13 protein-coding genes are annotated in these 14,331 nt (G+C 65.6%); 4 read left to right on the forward strand and 9 right to left on the reverse strand.

The window, feature by feature from the left end; all coding sequences use genetic code 11:
• Positions 1–269: 269 nt before the first annotated feature.
• From IEV83_RS05425 to IEV83_RS05440, 4 genes are all read right to left on the reverse strand, one after another.
• Positions 270–896 (reverse strand): ABC-type transport auxiliary lipoprotein family protein, encoded by a 627-nt coding sequence (locus tag IEV83_RS05425; RefSeq protein ID WP_209002987.1) that lies wholly within the window; start codon positions 894–896, stop codon positions 270–272.
• 117 nt (positions 897–1,013) lie between these two features.
• Positions 1,014–2,663 carry an MlaD family protein gene (locus IEV83_RS05430; protein WP_181758626.1) on the reverse strand — a complete coding sequence of 550 codons (1,650 nt, stop codon included), beginning with the start codon at positions 2,661–2,663 and terminating at the stop codon, positions 1,014–1,016.
• Positions 2,664–2,681: 18 nt separating this feature from the next.
• Positions 2,682–3,485 carry an ABC transporter ATP-binding protein gene (locus IEV83_RS05435; protein WP_181758625.1) on the reverse strand — a complete coding sequence of 268 codons (804 nt, stop codon included), beginning with the start codon at positions 3,483–3,485 and terminating at the stop codon, positions 2,682–2,684.
• Between the two features lie 3 nt (positions 3,486–3,488).
• Complete coding sequence (locus tag IEV83_RS05440) at positions 3,489–4,634, reverse strand: ABC transporter permease (RefSeq protein ID WP_181758624.1); 1,146 nt, start codon at positions 4,632–4,634, stop codon at positions 3,489–3,491.
• A 158-nt stretch (positions 4,635–4,792) separates the two neighbouring features.
• Between IEV83_RS05440 and dgcN the strand changes: the two genes are divergently transcribed.
• Positions 4,793–5,806, forward strand: a complete 1,014-nt coding sequence (dgcN, locus tag IEV83_RS05445) for an N-acetyltransferase DgcN (RefSeq protein WP_181758623.1) — start codon at positions 4,793–4,795, stop codon at positions 5,804–5,806.
• Positions 5,803–6,786, forward strand: a complete 984-nt coding sequence (dgcA, locus tag IEV83_RS05450; RefSeq protein ID WP_181758622.1) for an N-acetyl-D-Glu racemase DgcA — start codon at positions 5,803–5,805, stop codon at positions 6,784–6,786. The genes dgcN and dgcA overlap by 4 nt, the downstream gene beginning before the upstream one ends.
• Positions 6,787–6,886: 100 nt before the next feature.
• Here the strand turns inward: dgcA and IEV83_RS05455 are convergent, their stop codons facing one another.
• Entirely contained in the window at positions 6,887–8,047 is a 1,161-nt protein-coding gene (locus IEV83_RS05455) for an MFS transporter (RefSeq protein WP_181758621.1), read from the reverse strand.
• Between the two features lie 134 nt (positions 8,048–8,181).
• Here IEV83_RS05455 and IEV83_RS05460 point away from each other — a divergent pair, with 134 nt between their 5' ends.
• Entirely contained in the window at positions 8,182–9,429 is a 1,248-nt protein-coding gene (locus tag IEV83_RS05460) for a protein phosphatase CheZ (protein WP_181758620.1), read from the forward strand.
• Positions 9,430–9,533: 104 nt separating this feature from the next.
• On the opposite strand, the gene IEV83_RS05465 is transcribed toward IEV83_RS05460, so the two are convergent.
• The gene (locus tag IEV83_RS05465; protein WP_181758619.1) at positions 9,534–9,908 is read right to left on the reverse strand and encodes a hypothetical protein; all 375 of its coding nucleotides are present in this window, start codon (positions 9,906–9,908) and stop codon (positions 9,534–9,536) included.
• Positions 9,909–10,343: 435 nt separating this feature from the next.
• On the opposite strand from IEV83_RS05465, the gene IEV83_RS05470 reads away from it, so the two are divergent.
• Positions 10,344–11,393 carry a DUF2336 domain-containing protein gene (locus IEV83_RS05470; protein WP_181758618.1) on the forward strand — a complete coding sequence of 350 codons (1,050 nt, stop codon included), beginning with the start codon at positions 10,344–10,346 and terminating at the stop codon, positions 11,391–11,393.
• A 35-nt stretch (positions 11,394–11,428) separates the two neighbouring features.
• Here the strand turns inward: IEV83_RS05470 and IEV83_RS05475 are convergent, their stop codons facing one another.
• The 3 genes from IEV83_RS05475 to IEV83_RS05485 form a co-directional block, all read right to left on the reverse strand.
• The gene (locus IEV83_RS05475; protein ID WP_209002988.1) at positions 11,429–12,415 is read right to left on the reverse strand and encodes a threonine ammonia-lyase; all 987 of its coding nucleotides are present in this window, start codon (positions 12,413–12,415) and stop codon (positions 11,429–11,431) included.
• A 74-nt stretch (positions 12,416–12,489) separates the two neighbouring features.
• On the reverse strand, positions 12,490–13,527 hold the full coding sequence (locus IEV83_RS05480) for a glycosyltransferase family 4 protein (RefSeq protein WP_181758616.1): 1,038 nt from the start codon (positions 13,525–13,527) through the stop codon (positions 12,490–12,492).
• Entirely contained in the window at positions 13,524–14,324 is an 801-nt protein-coding gene (locus tag IEV83_RS05485; RefSeq protein WP_181758615.1) for a UDP-2,3-diacylglucosamine diphosphatase, read from the reverse strand. Before IEV83_RS05485 ends, IEV83_RS05480 begins: the two co-directional genes overlap by 4 nt.
• Positions 14,325–14,331: the final 7 nt, after the last annotated feature.

Genomic DNA, 14,331 nt, shown 5'->3' on the forward strand with positions numbered 1-14,331 from the left:
GCGGCAGGGCAAGACAACGGCCTTCCCTCGGGAGGTCACCAATAGAAAAAGCCCCGCCGCAGCCAGCGGCGGGGCTTTTTCATGTCGTTGACTTGTCGCGCACGAGGGCGATGCTGCGGCGCCCCTCCCGACGTCATCCCATCCCCCGAGCCGGGATCGGAGAGCGTCAGAGCCACAGAGCTCCCTGCCGCCCCGCGCAAGAGGGGCGCCGGGCGAAGCTGGTCTTCGTCAATCAACTGCGGCAGTCTTGATGGAGCGCGGCGCGCGGCTCAGACCTTGGTGAGAACCCAGGCGGTCATTTCGCGCACCACACGGTCGGCGGCCACGTTCATCGCCTCGACCGCCTTGCGCACATCGGTGCCGGAGGCCGGAACCTCGGCGCGGAACACGCGGCTGGCGCGGGTGCGGCCATTGCGGTCGTTCACGAGCCGGGCCATCACCTCGACCACCGCCCGTTCCGCGCCGTCGATGCGCAGTTCGAAGGCGCGCAGGTCGGTCTGAAGCTGATAATCGATCAGGAGCCCTTCACCGGGCAGGCCGACGCCGCGCAGACCGCCGGTGTTCTCCAGCGCCTGAACAAGCTTGGCCTGCACCACCTTCGGCAGGGTGTCGGTCCAGGCGGCTTTCGGGAAATAGGTGTAGACCGGTCCGGCATCGACCACGGCGATGGAACTGGTGTCGAGCGACTGCAGGGCGCGCGGCTCGGGAACCAGGACCTGACGGCTGGTTGTCCGGCCCCGGAGCTGTTCGCCGGTCGGCGTGGTCAAGCCATAGAGCGCGTCCGGTGTGCTACTGGCACACCCGGTCAGGGCCAGAAGTCCTGCGACAACGAAAGCCCGGGTCAGATCCGCCATCCGGCGCGCCCCGATCCCCGTCTTGCCAGCCCCATTTGCCATTCTATGCACCACCCCAACCCGAGAATCGCCCCGCGGTGACAACGGACCGAGCGGCAACGGGGCTTTGTAGCAACATTGAAAAGGCGCCAACAACCCCCAGTCGCCCCCGCCCCTGCATTATCGACGCTGCGCGCCGCCAAATGTCGGCTTATCCGGCCCGCCAAAGATCACCCGCTGCGGATTGCGGTCGAGATTGGAGACCGTGCGCTGGATTTCCACCAGCGTGCGGTTGAGCTGGGACATGGCGGCCGTGAAGTCGGCCGAGCCCCGCTGGGTGAACTTCTGCAAGCCCGCCGTGATCGGCCCCACGCGCTCCGCCAGCACATCGGCCACCTGGCGCACCGAGGCCGCCGCTTTGGTCGCCTCGGCGATGAAGCCCTCGCCATCGCCATCGACCATCACGCCAACCTTGTCGATGATCCCCTGGATACGGGTTCCGCTGGCATTCAGCTTGGCGGCCAGGTCCTTGGCGTCGGTCATGATCTGATCGATCTCCGGACCGCGTCCCTTGAGGCTGCGTGAGAACTCCGTGGCATTCGCCACCGCTTCAGACGCATTATCGATGGCGCCGGTAATCTTCTCCGTGCGCCCGGCAATGCCTGCGGTCAACTGGTCGACCGAGGCGATCACGTTGCTGACCTTGGCCGGATCGACGGCCTCCAGAATACCGTTGACGCTCTCCACGGTGCTCACCAGCTGTTCGCTGACGACCTTGGCGTCCTCGATGACCTCCTTGACCGTCTCTTTCTCTTCGACGGCAAGCTGGGTGACCTGTTCGATGTTGGCCATGGTCTCCGACGTCGAAACGACCAGTTGGTCGATATCGGCGGAGCGATCTTCCAGCACCTTGGCGAAGGCCGCGACCCCATCGACGATCTCGCTGATCGACTGCGGCTCGACCGCCGCGATCACCTGATCGAATTCCTTGAGGCTCTGATTCAGGCCTCGGGTGAATTTCTCCAGATCGGCGCCGGCGGCCTCCGCGGTCTTGAGCAACTCGGTCAGCCCATCGGCCGCGCCGGCGACCTTGTGCGTTATCTCCGCCGCGTCATTGACGATGCTGGTCACCTTCTCCGGCGGCACCGCGTCGACAACCGCCGTGGCACTGTCCACCAGCCCTTCCAGCCGCCCGGACAGACGGGTCAGCGCTTCGCCGGTGCTGGCGACGCTGCTCATGAAATTCTCGACCCCGTCCGAATTCTTGGCCAGTGCGTCGGAGAAGATCCGCGCGTTGGTCATGATCTTGTCCACGTCGTCGCGGTTCTCGTTGACGATGGTCTCCACCGCCGCGAGCATGGAATCCGCCCGGCCGAGAATGTCCCGGGCGCCTTCGACGATATCCTCGAAGGCGGAGCGATCAGCATAGATCACCGGCGGCTCTTCGGCCTCCGGATCGAGCAGCAGCGGCGCGGACAGCGAACCGCCGGACAGTTCCACATAGGCAATGCCGGACAGGGTGGCGAAGCCGAGGGTGGCCTTGACGTCCTTGCGCAGCGGTGTCGTCGGGCTGACCCGAATGGTGGCGACCACAACGCTCGGGTCCTTCGGATCGAAGCCGAGATTGCCCACATCGCCCACCTTGATGCCGTTGAACAGCACCTGTCCGCCGACTGAAAGACCCGTCACCGCGCCAGGAAAGATCACCTTGACCGGCAGGGCCCGCGGCCCTTCCGCCCGGCTGCCGAGCCAATAGATGAACGCGAAGCCGACGAACAGGGTGACGAAGACAAAAGCGCCAATGACGACGTAATTTGCGCGGGTTTCCATTCTGACCTCGATTGATGCCTATACCCGACGCAAGGCACGTTCGCCGTTGAAGTAGGACTGGACCCAGGCATTGTCGAAACGCATCAGCTCCTCGATCGTACCGGTTCGCAGAACTTTCTTTTCTCCTAATACCGCGACGCGATCGCAAATGGAATGCAAGCTGTCCAGGTCATGGGTGACCATGTAGACCGTCAGACCCAGCGTCTCCCGCAGTTTCAGGATCAGGGCGTCGAAGGACGCCGCACCGATCGGATCGAGCCCGGCGGTCGGCTCGTCCAGAAACACCAGCTCCGGATCGAGCGCCAGCGAGCGGGCGAGACTGGCCCGCTTGATCATGCCGCCCGACAGTTCGGAGGGAAATTTTTCGGCGGCACTGCGCGGCAGACCGACCATCTCCAGCTTGAGAAGCGCCAACTCATCCATCAGCCGTTCGGACATGCGCATGTGTTCGCGCATCGGCACCTGGATGTTCTGCCGCACATTGAGTGAGGAAAACAGCGCCCCTTGCTGGAACAGCACGCCCCAGCGCCGCTCTACGGCCAGCCGCTCCTCCGGCCCGGCGTCCCGCAGGTTGACGCCGAACACCTCGATGTCGCCGGCCCGGCGCGGCGTCAGCCCGAGGATCGCACGCATCAGCACTGACTTGCCCGTCCCCGACCCGCCGACGAAGCCGAGGATTTCCCGCTTGCGCACGTCGAGATCGAGATCTTTCAGCACCAGCACCGGCCCGAAACCGACGGTGACGCCCCGCGCGCGCAGGATCACATCGTCGTCGGAACGGCTCTGGGCGTGTGTCAGCGGATCGTTCAGTGGATTGGCCATCTGTCAGATCCCGATCGAGGAGAAGAAAATCGCGAAGAGACCATCGACGACGATCACCATGAAGATTGCCTTCACCACCGACAAGGTGGTGTGACGGCCCAGCGATTCGGCCGATCCAGAGACTTTCATGCCCTCCACGCAAGCAACAAGGCCGATGATCAGCGCCATGAACGGGGCCTTCACCAACCCGACCAGCAGCGTGTCGGTGGAGACCGCCACCTGCATCAGGTCGATGAACACGCGCGGCGGAATGTCGAGATAGAGCCAGCTCACCAGTCCGGCGCCGAACAGCGCGGCGAGGTCGGACAGGAAGGTCAGCACCGGCAGCGCCAGGATCAGCGCCAGCAGGCGCGGGATCACCAGCACCTCGGTCACATGCAGGCCGATGACATGCAGCGCGTCGATTTCCTCGCGCATTTTCATCGACCCCAGTTCGGCGGTGAAGGCCGAACCGGAGCGGCCGGCCACCATGATCGCCGTCAGAATCACGCCGATCTCACGCAGGACGAGGACACCGGCTAGGTCGACCACGTAGATATCGGCACCGAATTGCTTGAGGTAGAACCCGCCCTGCTGCGAGATGATCGCGCCGATCAGGAAGCTCATCAGCATGACGATTGGCACCGCGCCGATGCAGGAGCGGTCGAACTGGTTGGCGACCGACTTCAGCCGCAGGCAGCGCGGTCGCACGAATACCCCCGACAGCACCGTCACCATCGAGCCGACGATGTGCAGCACCGCGACCGCATCCTTGCAGATCTCAACCACCTGCCGGCCGGTCATCTCCAGCACACGTACCAGTGACAGCGGATGGCGTTCGGGCACCCATTCCGGCGGGTGGTGCTGCTCCACTTCGGTCAGCAGCGCCCGGTAGGAGCCTTCCAACCCGGTGACGACCACGCGGCTGCCGTGAAATTCCAGTTCCGCCTGCAACCGGTGCAGCAGCCAGGCGCCGGCCGTGTCGAGGCCGTTCAGCCGCGACAGGTCGAGAATCACCTTGGCTGTATGCGGCATGGCAAGATCGGCCAGCGCCGCTTCCAGAACCTCGCTGTGAAAAATTGTCCAGGGACCTTCGGCGACGACGCGGCTGGTCTGCGCATCGCCGGAAACGCTCAGTCTTGGTAGATCTTGTGCCGCATGGATCGTCATGACTGTCTTGCGTCGCCTCTTGCCGGCCATCCCGAAGGCCACGTATACCTTGCAGCCGCTGCCAGCGTCCAGATTGGCGGTACCTTCTGCCCGGCAAGGCGGCAACAGACCCGCTGCGACCGGAAACGGAACACATTCAATCGCTCAAGGAGCCTTCGATGGAAATCGCCCATCCTTACCTGCTCTTCCTGGGGGATGTCCCCGATGCGCTGGCCGCCAAGACCGGTCTTGGCATTGTCGACTGGCGCCGCGATTGGTGCCTGGGGCAGTACCGCCTGCCGGGCTGCAAGGCCGATGCCGCCCTCGACGAGATGACCCCGAAGGAGGCCGCCGCCGCCGGTGTGCGTACCATGGTGATCGGTGCCGTCAATGCCGGCGGTGTCCTTCCTGAGCATTGGGTCGCCTCGGTTGTGGAAGCGCTGGAAGCGGGACTGGATGTCGCCAGCGGTCTGCACATGCGTCTTGGCGCCATTCCGGCGATCCGCGAAGCGGCGGAACGCACCGGCCGCAAGCTCTTCGATGTGCGCCATTCCGACGAGCGGTTCGCCACCGGCAAGGGCACCAAGCGCAGTGGCAAGCGGCTGCTGGCCGTGGGCACCGATTGCTCGGTCGGCAAGAAATACACCGCTCTGGCGCTGGAAACCGCCATGCGCGCCCGTGGTTTCGATGCCGACTTCCGCGCCACCGGCCAGACCGGCATCTTCATCTCCGGCCGCGGCGTCTCGCTCGACGCGGTGGTCGCCGACTTCATTTCCGGCGCGGCCGAATGGATTTCCCCGGAGGCGGACGCGAATCACTGGGACGTGATCGAAGGTCAGGGCTCGCTGTTCCACCCCTCCTTCGCCGGTGTCACCCTCGGCCTGTTGCATGGCTCCCAGCCCGATGCCTTCGTCGTCTGCCATGAGCCGACCCGCAAGACCATGCGCGGCGTCTCCACGCCCCTGCCGACCATCCAGCAGGTCATCGACATGACCATCGCCTGCGGCAAGCTCACCAATCCGGACATTCGCTGCGTCGGCATCTGCGTCAACACCGCCGCGCTGGATGAAGCCGAGGCGCGCCGCGTGCTGGAAGAGCTTTCCGCAGAGTATGGCCTGCCGGCCTGCGATCCGGTCCGCTTCGGCGCCGATCCGGTGGTCGACCGGCTAGCCGAGGAGTTCGGCGCACCATGACCATCGCGCTGGAGGTCACAACCGAAAGCTGGCCGATCGAAGGCGGCTTCACCATCGCCCGCGGCAGCCGCACCCACGCCCATGTGGTGGTGGCGCGCGTGCGCGAGGGCGATCATGCCGGTCAGGGCGAATGCGTCCCCTACCCCCGCTACGGCGAGACCGTCGACGGGGTGATGGAGGACATCCGCAAGCTGGCCCCCGAGCTGGAACGCGGCCTCGACCGGCAGGGCCTGCAACAGGCCATGCCGGCGGGTGCGGCCCGCAATGCGCTCGACTGCGCGCTCTGGGACCTGGAGGCCAAAAAGGCGGGCAAGACCGTCGCCGAGTTGCTCGGCCTGCCCCCACTCGGTCCGCTGGTCACCGCCTTCACCATCTCCCTCGGCACGCCGGAGAAGATGGCTGCCGACACGGCGAAGGCGGCGGAGCGGCCGCTCTTGAAGGTCAAGCTCGGCGGGGCGGGAGACGCGGAACGGATCGCGGCCGTGCGCGCGGCCGCGCCGAAGGCCCGGCTGATCGTCGATGCCAACGAGGGCTGGAGCCTTGCGGATTTCGACGCTCACATGACCGCCTGCGCCGAGGCGGGGGTGGAGCTGATCGAACAGCCGCTTCCGGCGGCCGAGGATGCGGCGCTCGCCGACCTTGCCCGCAAGGTGCCGGTCTGTGCGGATGAAAGCCTGCACACCTCCGCCGACATCCCCCGGCTGGCACCGCTCTATGACGCGGTCAACATCAAGCTGGACAAGACCGGCGGCCTGACCGAGGCGCTCGCCCTGTTCGAGGCCGCGCGCGCCGAAAAGCTGGCGATCATGACCGGCTGCATGGTCGGCACCTCGCTGGCCATGGCGCCAGCGATGATCCTGGCGCAGCGGGCCGATTTCGTCGATCTCGACGCACCGCTGCTCCTGGCCACTGACCGGGTGCCGGGCCTGCGGTTCGAGGGCAGCACCATGTACCCCGCCGGGGCCGACCTCTGGGGCTGATTTTCCCCCGCCACCGGCACCCACACACAAGACGGGCGCGGCTCTTTTCGGATCCACGCCCGTTTTCACATTCGTCTTCGCGTCCGGCGGCAACGCCGGTCTAAAGGCCCGCGCCGCCGCCGCGCCAGCGCCGGCGCAGGGCACTGGCCACCAGCAAGGCCCCACCGGCCGCCGACAGCCCCGCCATGGCGTAAAAGGCCAGCGCCGGACCAAGCGAGTAGAGCTGCCCTGCCATCGCCGAGGCCAAGGCGGTCAAAAGCCCCACCATCATCGACATCACCCCTTGCGCCGTTCCGGCCCAGCGCGGCGGCGCGGTTCGTGCCACATAGGCCACCGCCCCCAGATGGCTGGCACCGAAGCTGAGCCCGTGCAGTGCCTGCAGCAGGGCCACGCTCACGGGATCGGTGGCCAGCGGAAACAGCAGCCAGCGCAAGGTGGCCCCCGCCGCGCCGAGACCCAAAAGCCCGGCAATGCCAAGCCGCAGGCCAAGCTGGCCGGCAATGGCGAACAGACCGATCTCGGTCACCACGCCCAGCCCCCAGAACAGCCCGACCGCTGTGCCGGGGATACCGGCCTTCGCCCAGAACAGCGCGCTGAAGGCATAGTAGGCTGCATGGCTGGCCTGAATCAGTCCGGTGGCGCACAGCACCATGAGGAAGCCGGGCGTCAACACCGTCGTCACGCCAGCCCAGCTCCGGGCCTCCTCCTCCGTCGCTGCGGCTTCCGGGCGGCTCGGCAAGCCCCGCCCCACCGCCACGGCGCACACGAGCCCAGCGATGATACCGCCGATCACCACTTCCCGCGTCCAGCCGCCGACCAGAACGCCGCCGATCAGGTTGGCGACGATGAAGGAAACCGAACCCCACAGGCGCATGCGGCCATAGTCGCCGCCCCCTTCCCGCTCCACCCGGGCGGCCAGCGCATCGCCAAGCGGCATCAAGGGTGACCAGACGAAAGCGGTCACCATCAGCAGAAGGAACATGGGCACGAAGCCGCCAATGAAAAAAAATCCGGAAAACCCCACCAGCGACAGGAGCGACAAGATGGTAATGGCGCTGGCCGGCGTGGCGTAGCGGTCCGCCAGCCCACTGACCAGCGGATTGGCGATGAGCCGCACGATCATCGGCACCGCCAGGAGGGTGCCGATTTCGCCCGCGCCGAGGCCGGCTTCGTTCAGCAGCAGCGGAAAGAACGGCAGGAACAGGCCAAGGCCGAAAAACTGGGCGGCGAAGAAGGCCGCCACCCGGGTTCGCAATTGCATGAACGAAAGTCCAGTTTGGAAGGGACACGCCCTTCTATACCGATTTTAAGGATTTGGCGATTAAGCATTGAGCGGGCAAACCGCACGCCAAGTGCTGTGTTCCGGCGGTGTGACAGGACGCGGATAGAAGAAGAATGGCAGAAAACGGTACACCGAGCGCGATCCGCGACAGCGACTACGACGCCATCTTCAATGCGTTGAGCGAGACGGATCGCGGCCGGAGATTTCTCCAAGAATATCTGGTTCGCAACCAGAAGCCGGATACCCAGATCGTTCTCGATGCCATCGGCCGGCTCGAAAAGGTGATGACCCGCGAGCGCACGGTGCCCGATCTCGACCGCATTCGCCTCGACATCGCCGACATGCAGGAAGCCATCGAGCGCACCAAGCGCGAGATTGCCAACATCAAGCATGAGGCCGAAGAGGGGAACCGCTTCGTCGAGGCGTCCAACGAGCTGGATGCCATCGTCACCCAGACCGAAAGCGCCACCCAGGAAATTCTCGCCGCCGCCGAGGCCATTCAGGAGCATGCCTGGACCCTGCGCGAAAGCGGCGCCGACCAGGCGATCTGCGACGACATCGACGCAAGGGCCACGGAAATCTTCATGGCCTGCTCGTTCCAGGACCTGACCGGCCAGCGCACCCAGAAGATCGTTCAGGTGCTGCAATATCTCGAATCGCGCATCAACCTGATGATCTCGATCTGGGGCATCGAGGACGTGAAGGGCGAGCACACCGAGATCCGGCAGGACAGCCGGCCGGACGCCCACCTTCTCAATGGCCCCCAGCTCAAAGGGCGCGGCGTCTGCCAGAATACGGTCGATGAGCTGTTCAGCCAGCAGGAAGAGACCCCGTCGGGGGATGCTCACGCCGCCGAGCAAGCGCAGATCGATGCCGTCTTCGAGGGCATGGACGACATGGCCGGTCTCGTTGCCGGGGCGACCGTGACCGACGACGATCTCGACGCCCTGTTCGCCAATGCTGGCCCCGCCGGGGACGAAGCGGAGCCCAGCGGTACGGATGCCGAAGCCGACGTTTTCGCCGCGCCCGACACCGCAGCAGCAACCGATGCCGAGTTCGGCGCATCCCCCCTCGACCTCAGCGCCGAGGATCTGGCCGGCGCGGATATCTTTGCCAGCCCGGACGTCTCGGACAAGACCGAGGCCAACACCGAGGTCGACACCGAGGCCGAGGCACCGGACGCATCCCCAGACGAGGCGGACCAAGTCGAGGCGGACGCGGCGCCGGCTGACGCGGAAGACGATGTGGTGATTGTCGATGAAGCCGATGATCTGAACTGGCGAAACGATGAGGACAGCCCCAAGGAGCCGGATCCGCTCGATCGCCTGTCCCCCGGCGAACGCCAGTCCCTGTTCAGCTAGGCCCCAATCCCTGTCCAGTCCGAGCGCGGCCGCATCCAGAAAGCGCTCTTCTGACCACTCAGCTGACGCGATCCGGGGGCGCCTTCCGCCCCCGGATGAACGGGTTAGTCGACCTTGAAATCCACCACCTTGCTCCCGCGCAGGGTGCAGATGCCGTTCCTGTAAGCCAGGATAACCTGCGGATTCTCTTGCGTCCTATCGATCTCGTAGGTGATCTTGACGGTCTTCTCGTAATCGCCGGTCACGCGCCTGGACACCTTTTTCTTGACCGGATACCCCATCCGGTCTCGCGCGAACCCGTCGCAGATTTCCTCCGCCAGCCCATCGCCGATGGTCTCGCGCCGTTCGCGCTCCTTGCGGTAGTCCTCCTCGGTCATTTCACTGACCTTCACCATCGCCAGGCACTGGTTGAACTCCTGAGTGCCGGGGGTGAGGTTGGACGCCAGGCAGATCAGTTCCTCGCGACTTGGCTTGGGCACATCCGGTTCCCACGAGCGCTCCGATCCCCCGTCCGATACGCAACCCGCCACGATCAGCGCCGCCGCGATTCCCGCCACTCTAGCCATCTCCACCTCGCATACTGGTATTTCTATCAATGTTGTAAGCGGAGTGGTTGTACAGAGCACCGTTCTAAAACCAACCGGAGCAGCGCAGCTTTTCCATACCGCATGCGGAAACCATCGCCGGCCCTCCGGGCAAGGCATCGCCCGGCACAGGGTGGCGCCCCCTTGCGTTCCGCAGAAAACGCAACGTCAACTTTCTCGTGCCATCCTGTGCAGGACCAAAGCTCGGGACAAAACCCGAGGCTCTATAAGTATTTTTAACGATCTCCCTGCGATACTTCGTTTCCAAAAAGAAAAATGAGAAGGATCTCGGCTGAATAAAGCCGAGACCGGACGGAACGGATCGCCGCCATGCTCATGGAAAAGCTGGAAAAACTCGCCAAGATCAAGGCGCCTTCCGCAAGGTCCGAGCTCGTTCGCATGTTGAGCGCGCAATATTCGGACAAGCAGGAGAGCGAGCCATCGGAAGCGGAGCGTCAGCTTTTCTCCGCCCTGGTCCTCGATGTTTTCGATCAACTCGACCGCTCCGCCCGGCTCGACATTGTCGTGCGCCTTGCCAAGACCGACCGCATCACCTCCCCGCTGGCAGACCGGCTGGCCGGCGAGGCCTTCGAACTCTGCGAACCGGTGCTGGAACACTCGCCGGTGATCAGCGGTGCCCGCCTTGCCGACATTGCCCGCCAGCGCTCCGACCGGCACCGGCTGGCGATTGCCCGCCGCAGCCATGTGCCGGCGGAAATCGTCGACACGCTGATCGCCAGAGGCGCCTTCCCGGTGGTCAATGCGCTGCTGCATAACCCGGGGGCGGTGTTCGAGGTGCGCGCGCTGCTGGCGACATTGATCCTCGCCGCGTCCGAAGCGCGGCTGATGGGGGCGATGGCCGGTCGCTGCACCCATGACGAGGTGTTTTGCGACGATCTGCGGCTGATCGGCCAGAGCAACTGCCCGCTGATGCCGGTGGCCCTGTCGCAGGCGCTGGACAACGACGACGCACTTTTCCGGCTCGCCGAAACCGCTGTTGCCGACGACCGCGACCCGCATTTCGATGTGGATGGCGAAAGCCTCAGCCGGCACGAGGTGCGCATCCAGATCGCCGCCGGAGAACTCAGCTTCGAGACGATCCTCCTTATCCTGATCGACCGCCAGGACATGGCCGGCATCATCTGGTTGCTGGCGCACCATCTCAACATGCGCGAGGGCGCCATCCGCGACACCTTTGCCTCACAGGCCGACGGCACGGTCGCCCTGCTGATGAAGGAGACGGGGATCGGCCACAAGACCTATGGGAAATTCGCCCGCCTGCGCCATGACTGGCTGGGCCTGAGCGGCAGCGGTGTCGCCGATGAGGTCTACCGCTTCCGCACCATGCGGCAGGCTGCCTCCCCGCGCCGCGTCAACTGACGGACGCGGCCCGGAAGACGGCGACGCGGCAAGTGCTATTCCGCCAGAGCCTTTGCCAGCATCGGCGGATCGATATTGCCGCCTGAAAGCGTCAGCGCGATGCAGCGTCCGGCCACGGGCAGCTTGCCGAACAGCACGGCCGCCAGGGTCACCGCCCCGCCCGGCTCCACCACCAGCTTCAGCTCCCGAAACGCGAAAGCCACCGCCGCCAGCGCTTCCGCGTCGCTGACGACCAGTCCTTGCCGCGCCCGCCGCCGGGTGATCTCAAAACCGATTGCGCCGGGCTGGCGCGACAAAAGCGCATCGCAGACCGATCCGCTCTCCGACGGGTTTGCCTGGATCTCCCCGGCGATCAGCGAGCGGCGATGATCATCGAACCCCTCCGGCTCGACCGGATGGATCGCGCAATCCGGCACCAGGGTTTCCAGCGCCAGGGCGATGCCGGCGGTCAGCCCGCCGCCACCGGCACAGGTCAGCATCGCTTCCGGTTCCAGCCCCATGGCCCGCGCCTGCTCCGCCAGTTCCAGACCGGCGGTGCCCTGCCCGGCGATCACCCCGGGATCGTTGAACGGATGCACCATGATGGCCCCCGTTTCCTCGGCGATGGTGCGGGCGATCTCCTCGCGGTCATCGACCCCGCGCCGGTAGGTCACCACCCGCGCGCCGGAGCGCTCGGTACGGGCAACCTTGGAGGCCGGTGCATCCTCCGGCATGACGATGGTCGCCGGCATGGAGAAGAGCCGCGCGGCCTCGGCGACCCCTTGCGCGTGATTGCCGGAGGAACAGGCGACCACACCGGCCGCCCGCTGGTCTTCCGGGATCATCGACAGCCGATTGCAGGCACCGCGAAACTTGAAGGAGCCCGTGCGCTGCAGGGTCTCCGCCTTCAGCAGGATGGTTCCCCCGGTCAGTTCATCGAGAAAGGGCGAATTGAGCAGCGGCGTCACCACCGCCCGCCCGGCGATGCGCGCGCGGGCGTCGAGAACATCCTGAAACTGCGGTCCGGCAAGCATGGCATCCATGGTCATTTCCTCCATCAGGATATGACCGGTACACCATTCCCCCGCCCGGTTGAAGCCGCCGGGTGCGTTTCAGCTCATGCCGCGCGGACGGCAGCGGCCGCCAGCCGGTTGGCGGCCATGCAGTTGTCGATGAACTGCCGGGTGCTGCGCTCCCAGGTATAGCCGAGCGCCACTTCACGACAGCGCGCGCGCGGGATCTGCAGCGCGGCGCGCGCGGCAAGCCCCAGATCCGCATGCAGCACCCCGGCGCCGGTATCGGCGACGATGTCGACCGGTCCCATCACCGGATAGGCCGCCACCGGCACACCGCAGGCCAGCGCCTCCAGCAGCACATTGCCGAAAGTGTCGGTCAGGCTGGGAAACACCACCACATCGGCGGAGGCGTAATGGCGGGCAAGATCCTCGCCGACCCGCGCGCCGGTGAACAGCACATCCGGATAGGCGGCGCGCAAGGCGCCAAGCTGCGGCCCGTCGCCGACCACCACCTTGCTGCCCGGCAGATCGAGATCGAGGAACGCCTCGATGTTCTTTTCCACCGCCACCCGGCCCACATACATGAACACCGGCCCGGGCAGGTCGGCGGGCAGCACGCTGCTCTCGAACGGGCGGAACAGGTCGTGGTCGACCCCGCGCGACCAGCGCATCAGATTGACGAAGCCGCGCCGGCCGAGCGCCCGCTCCAGCGTGCCGGTCGCCACCATGCAGCCATGGCCGGCATTGTGAAACCGGCGCAGCCAGGAATAGGACCAGTCGAGCGGCACCGGCATCCGCGCCGACAGGTATTCGGGAAAGCGGGTGTGATAGCTGGTGGTGAAGATCCGGCCGGACTGGCGCGCGGCACGCGCGGCAAGCAGCCCGAGCGGGCCTTCGGTCGCGATATGCAGATGCCCGCAGTCGCGCGCGGCGATCTCCCGGCGCAGCACGGCGGGCGTCGCCAGCGTCAGGCGAATTTCCGGGTAGGTCGGACAGGGAACGGTGCGAAAATCCGCCGGCGACAGGATTTCCACCCGCACGCCGAGCCGCTCCATCTCCCCTTGCGTGCGCTCGATGGAGCGCACCACGCCGTTGATCTGCGGATGCCAGGCGTCGGAGACGATCAACAGGGACTTCATGCCGCCGCCCGCGCGGTGGAGGGCTTGGGAAGACGCGCCCACTCGCCCCGCTTCGCCCAGTGGATCACCTCGAAAGTGCCGTCGTGATGCTCGGCGACGGCGGTGCAGCTTTCCACCCAGTCGCCGGTGTTGATGTAGTGGGTGCCATAGTCGGTATGGTCCGCCGCATGGTGAATGTGGCCGCAGATCACCCCGTCGACGCCCTGACGCTCGGCCTCCTGGGCCAGCGTCTCCTCAAACTTGCCAATGAAATTGACCGCGTTCTTGACCTTCAGCTTGGCCCAGGCCGACAGCGACCAGTAGGTCAGCCCAAGACGCCGGCGCACCATGTTGAGCCCGGTGTTCAGGTTGAGCGCGGAGACGTAGGCCCAGTCGCCGAGATAGGCGAGCCACTTGGCGTGGCGCACCACCACATCGAACCGGTCGCCATGGATCACCAGATAGCGCCGCCCGTCCGCCGTCTCGTGGATCGTCTCGTCCACCACCTCGATGCCGCCGAAATGGGTGCCGAGGAAGTCGCGCAGGAACTCATCGTGATTGCCGGGCGTGTAGACGATCCGCGCACCCTTGCGCCCCTTGCGCAACAGCTTCTGCACCACGTCATTGTGCAGTTGCGGCCAGTGCCACATGCGGCGCAGACGCCAGCCATCGACAATATCGCCGACGAGATAGATGGTCTCCGCATCGTTGTAGCGCAGAAAATCCAACAGAAGTTCGGCCTGACACCCTCGCGTTCCAAGGTGGATATCCGACAGGAAAAGCGTTCTGTAGTGCCTGGGTGCTTGCTCGGCGGACATGATGACC

The sequence above is a fragment of the Stappia taiwanensis genome, from assembly GCF_014635285.1.
GTDB classification, from domain to species: domain Bacteria; phylum Pseudomonadota; class Alphaproteobacteria; order Rhizobiales; family Stappiaceae; genus Stappia; species Stappia taiwanensis.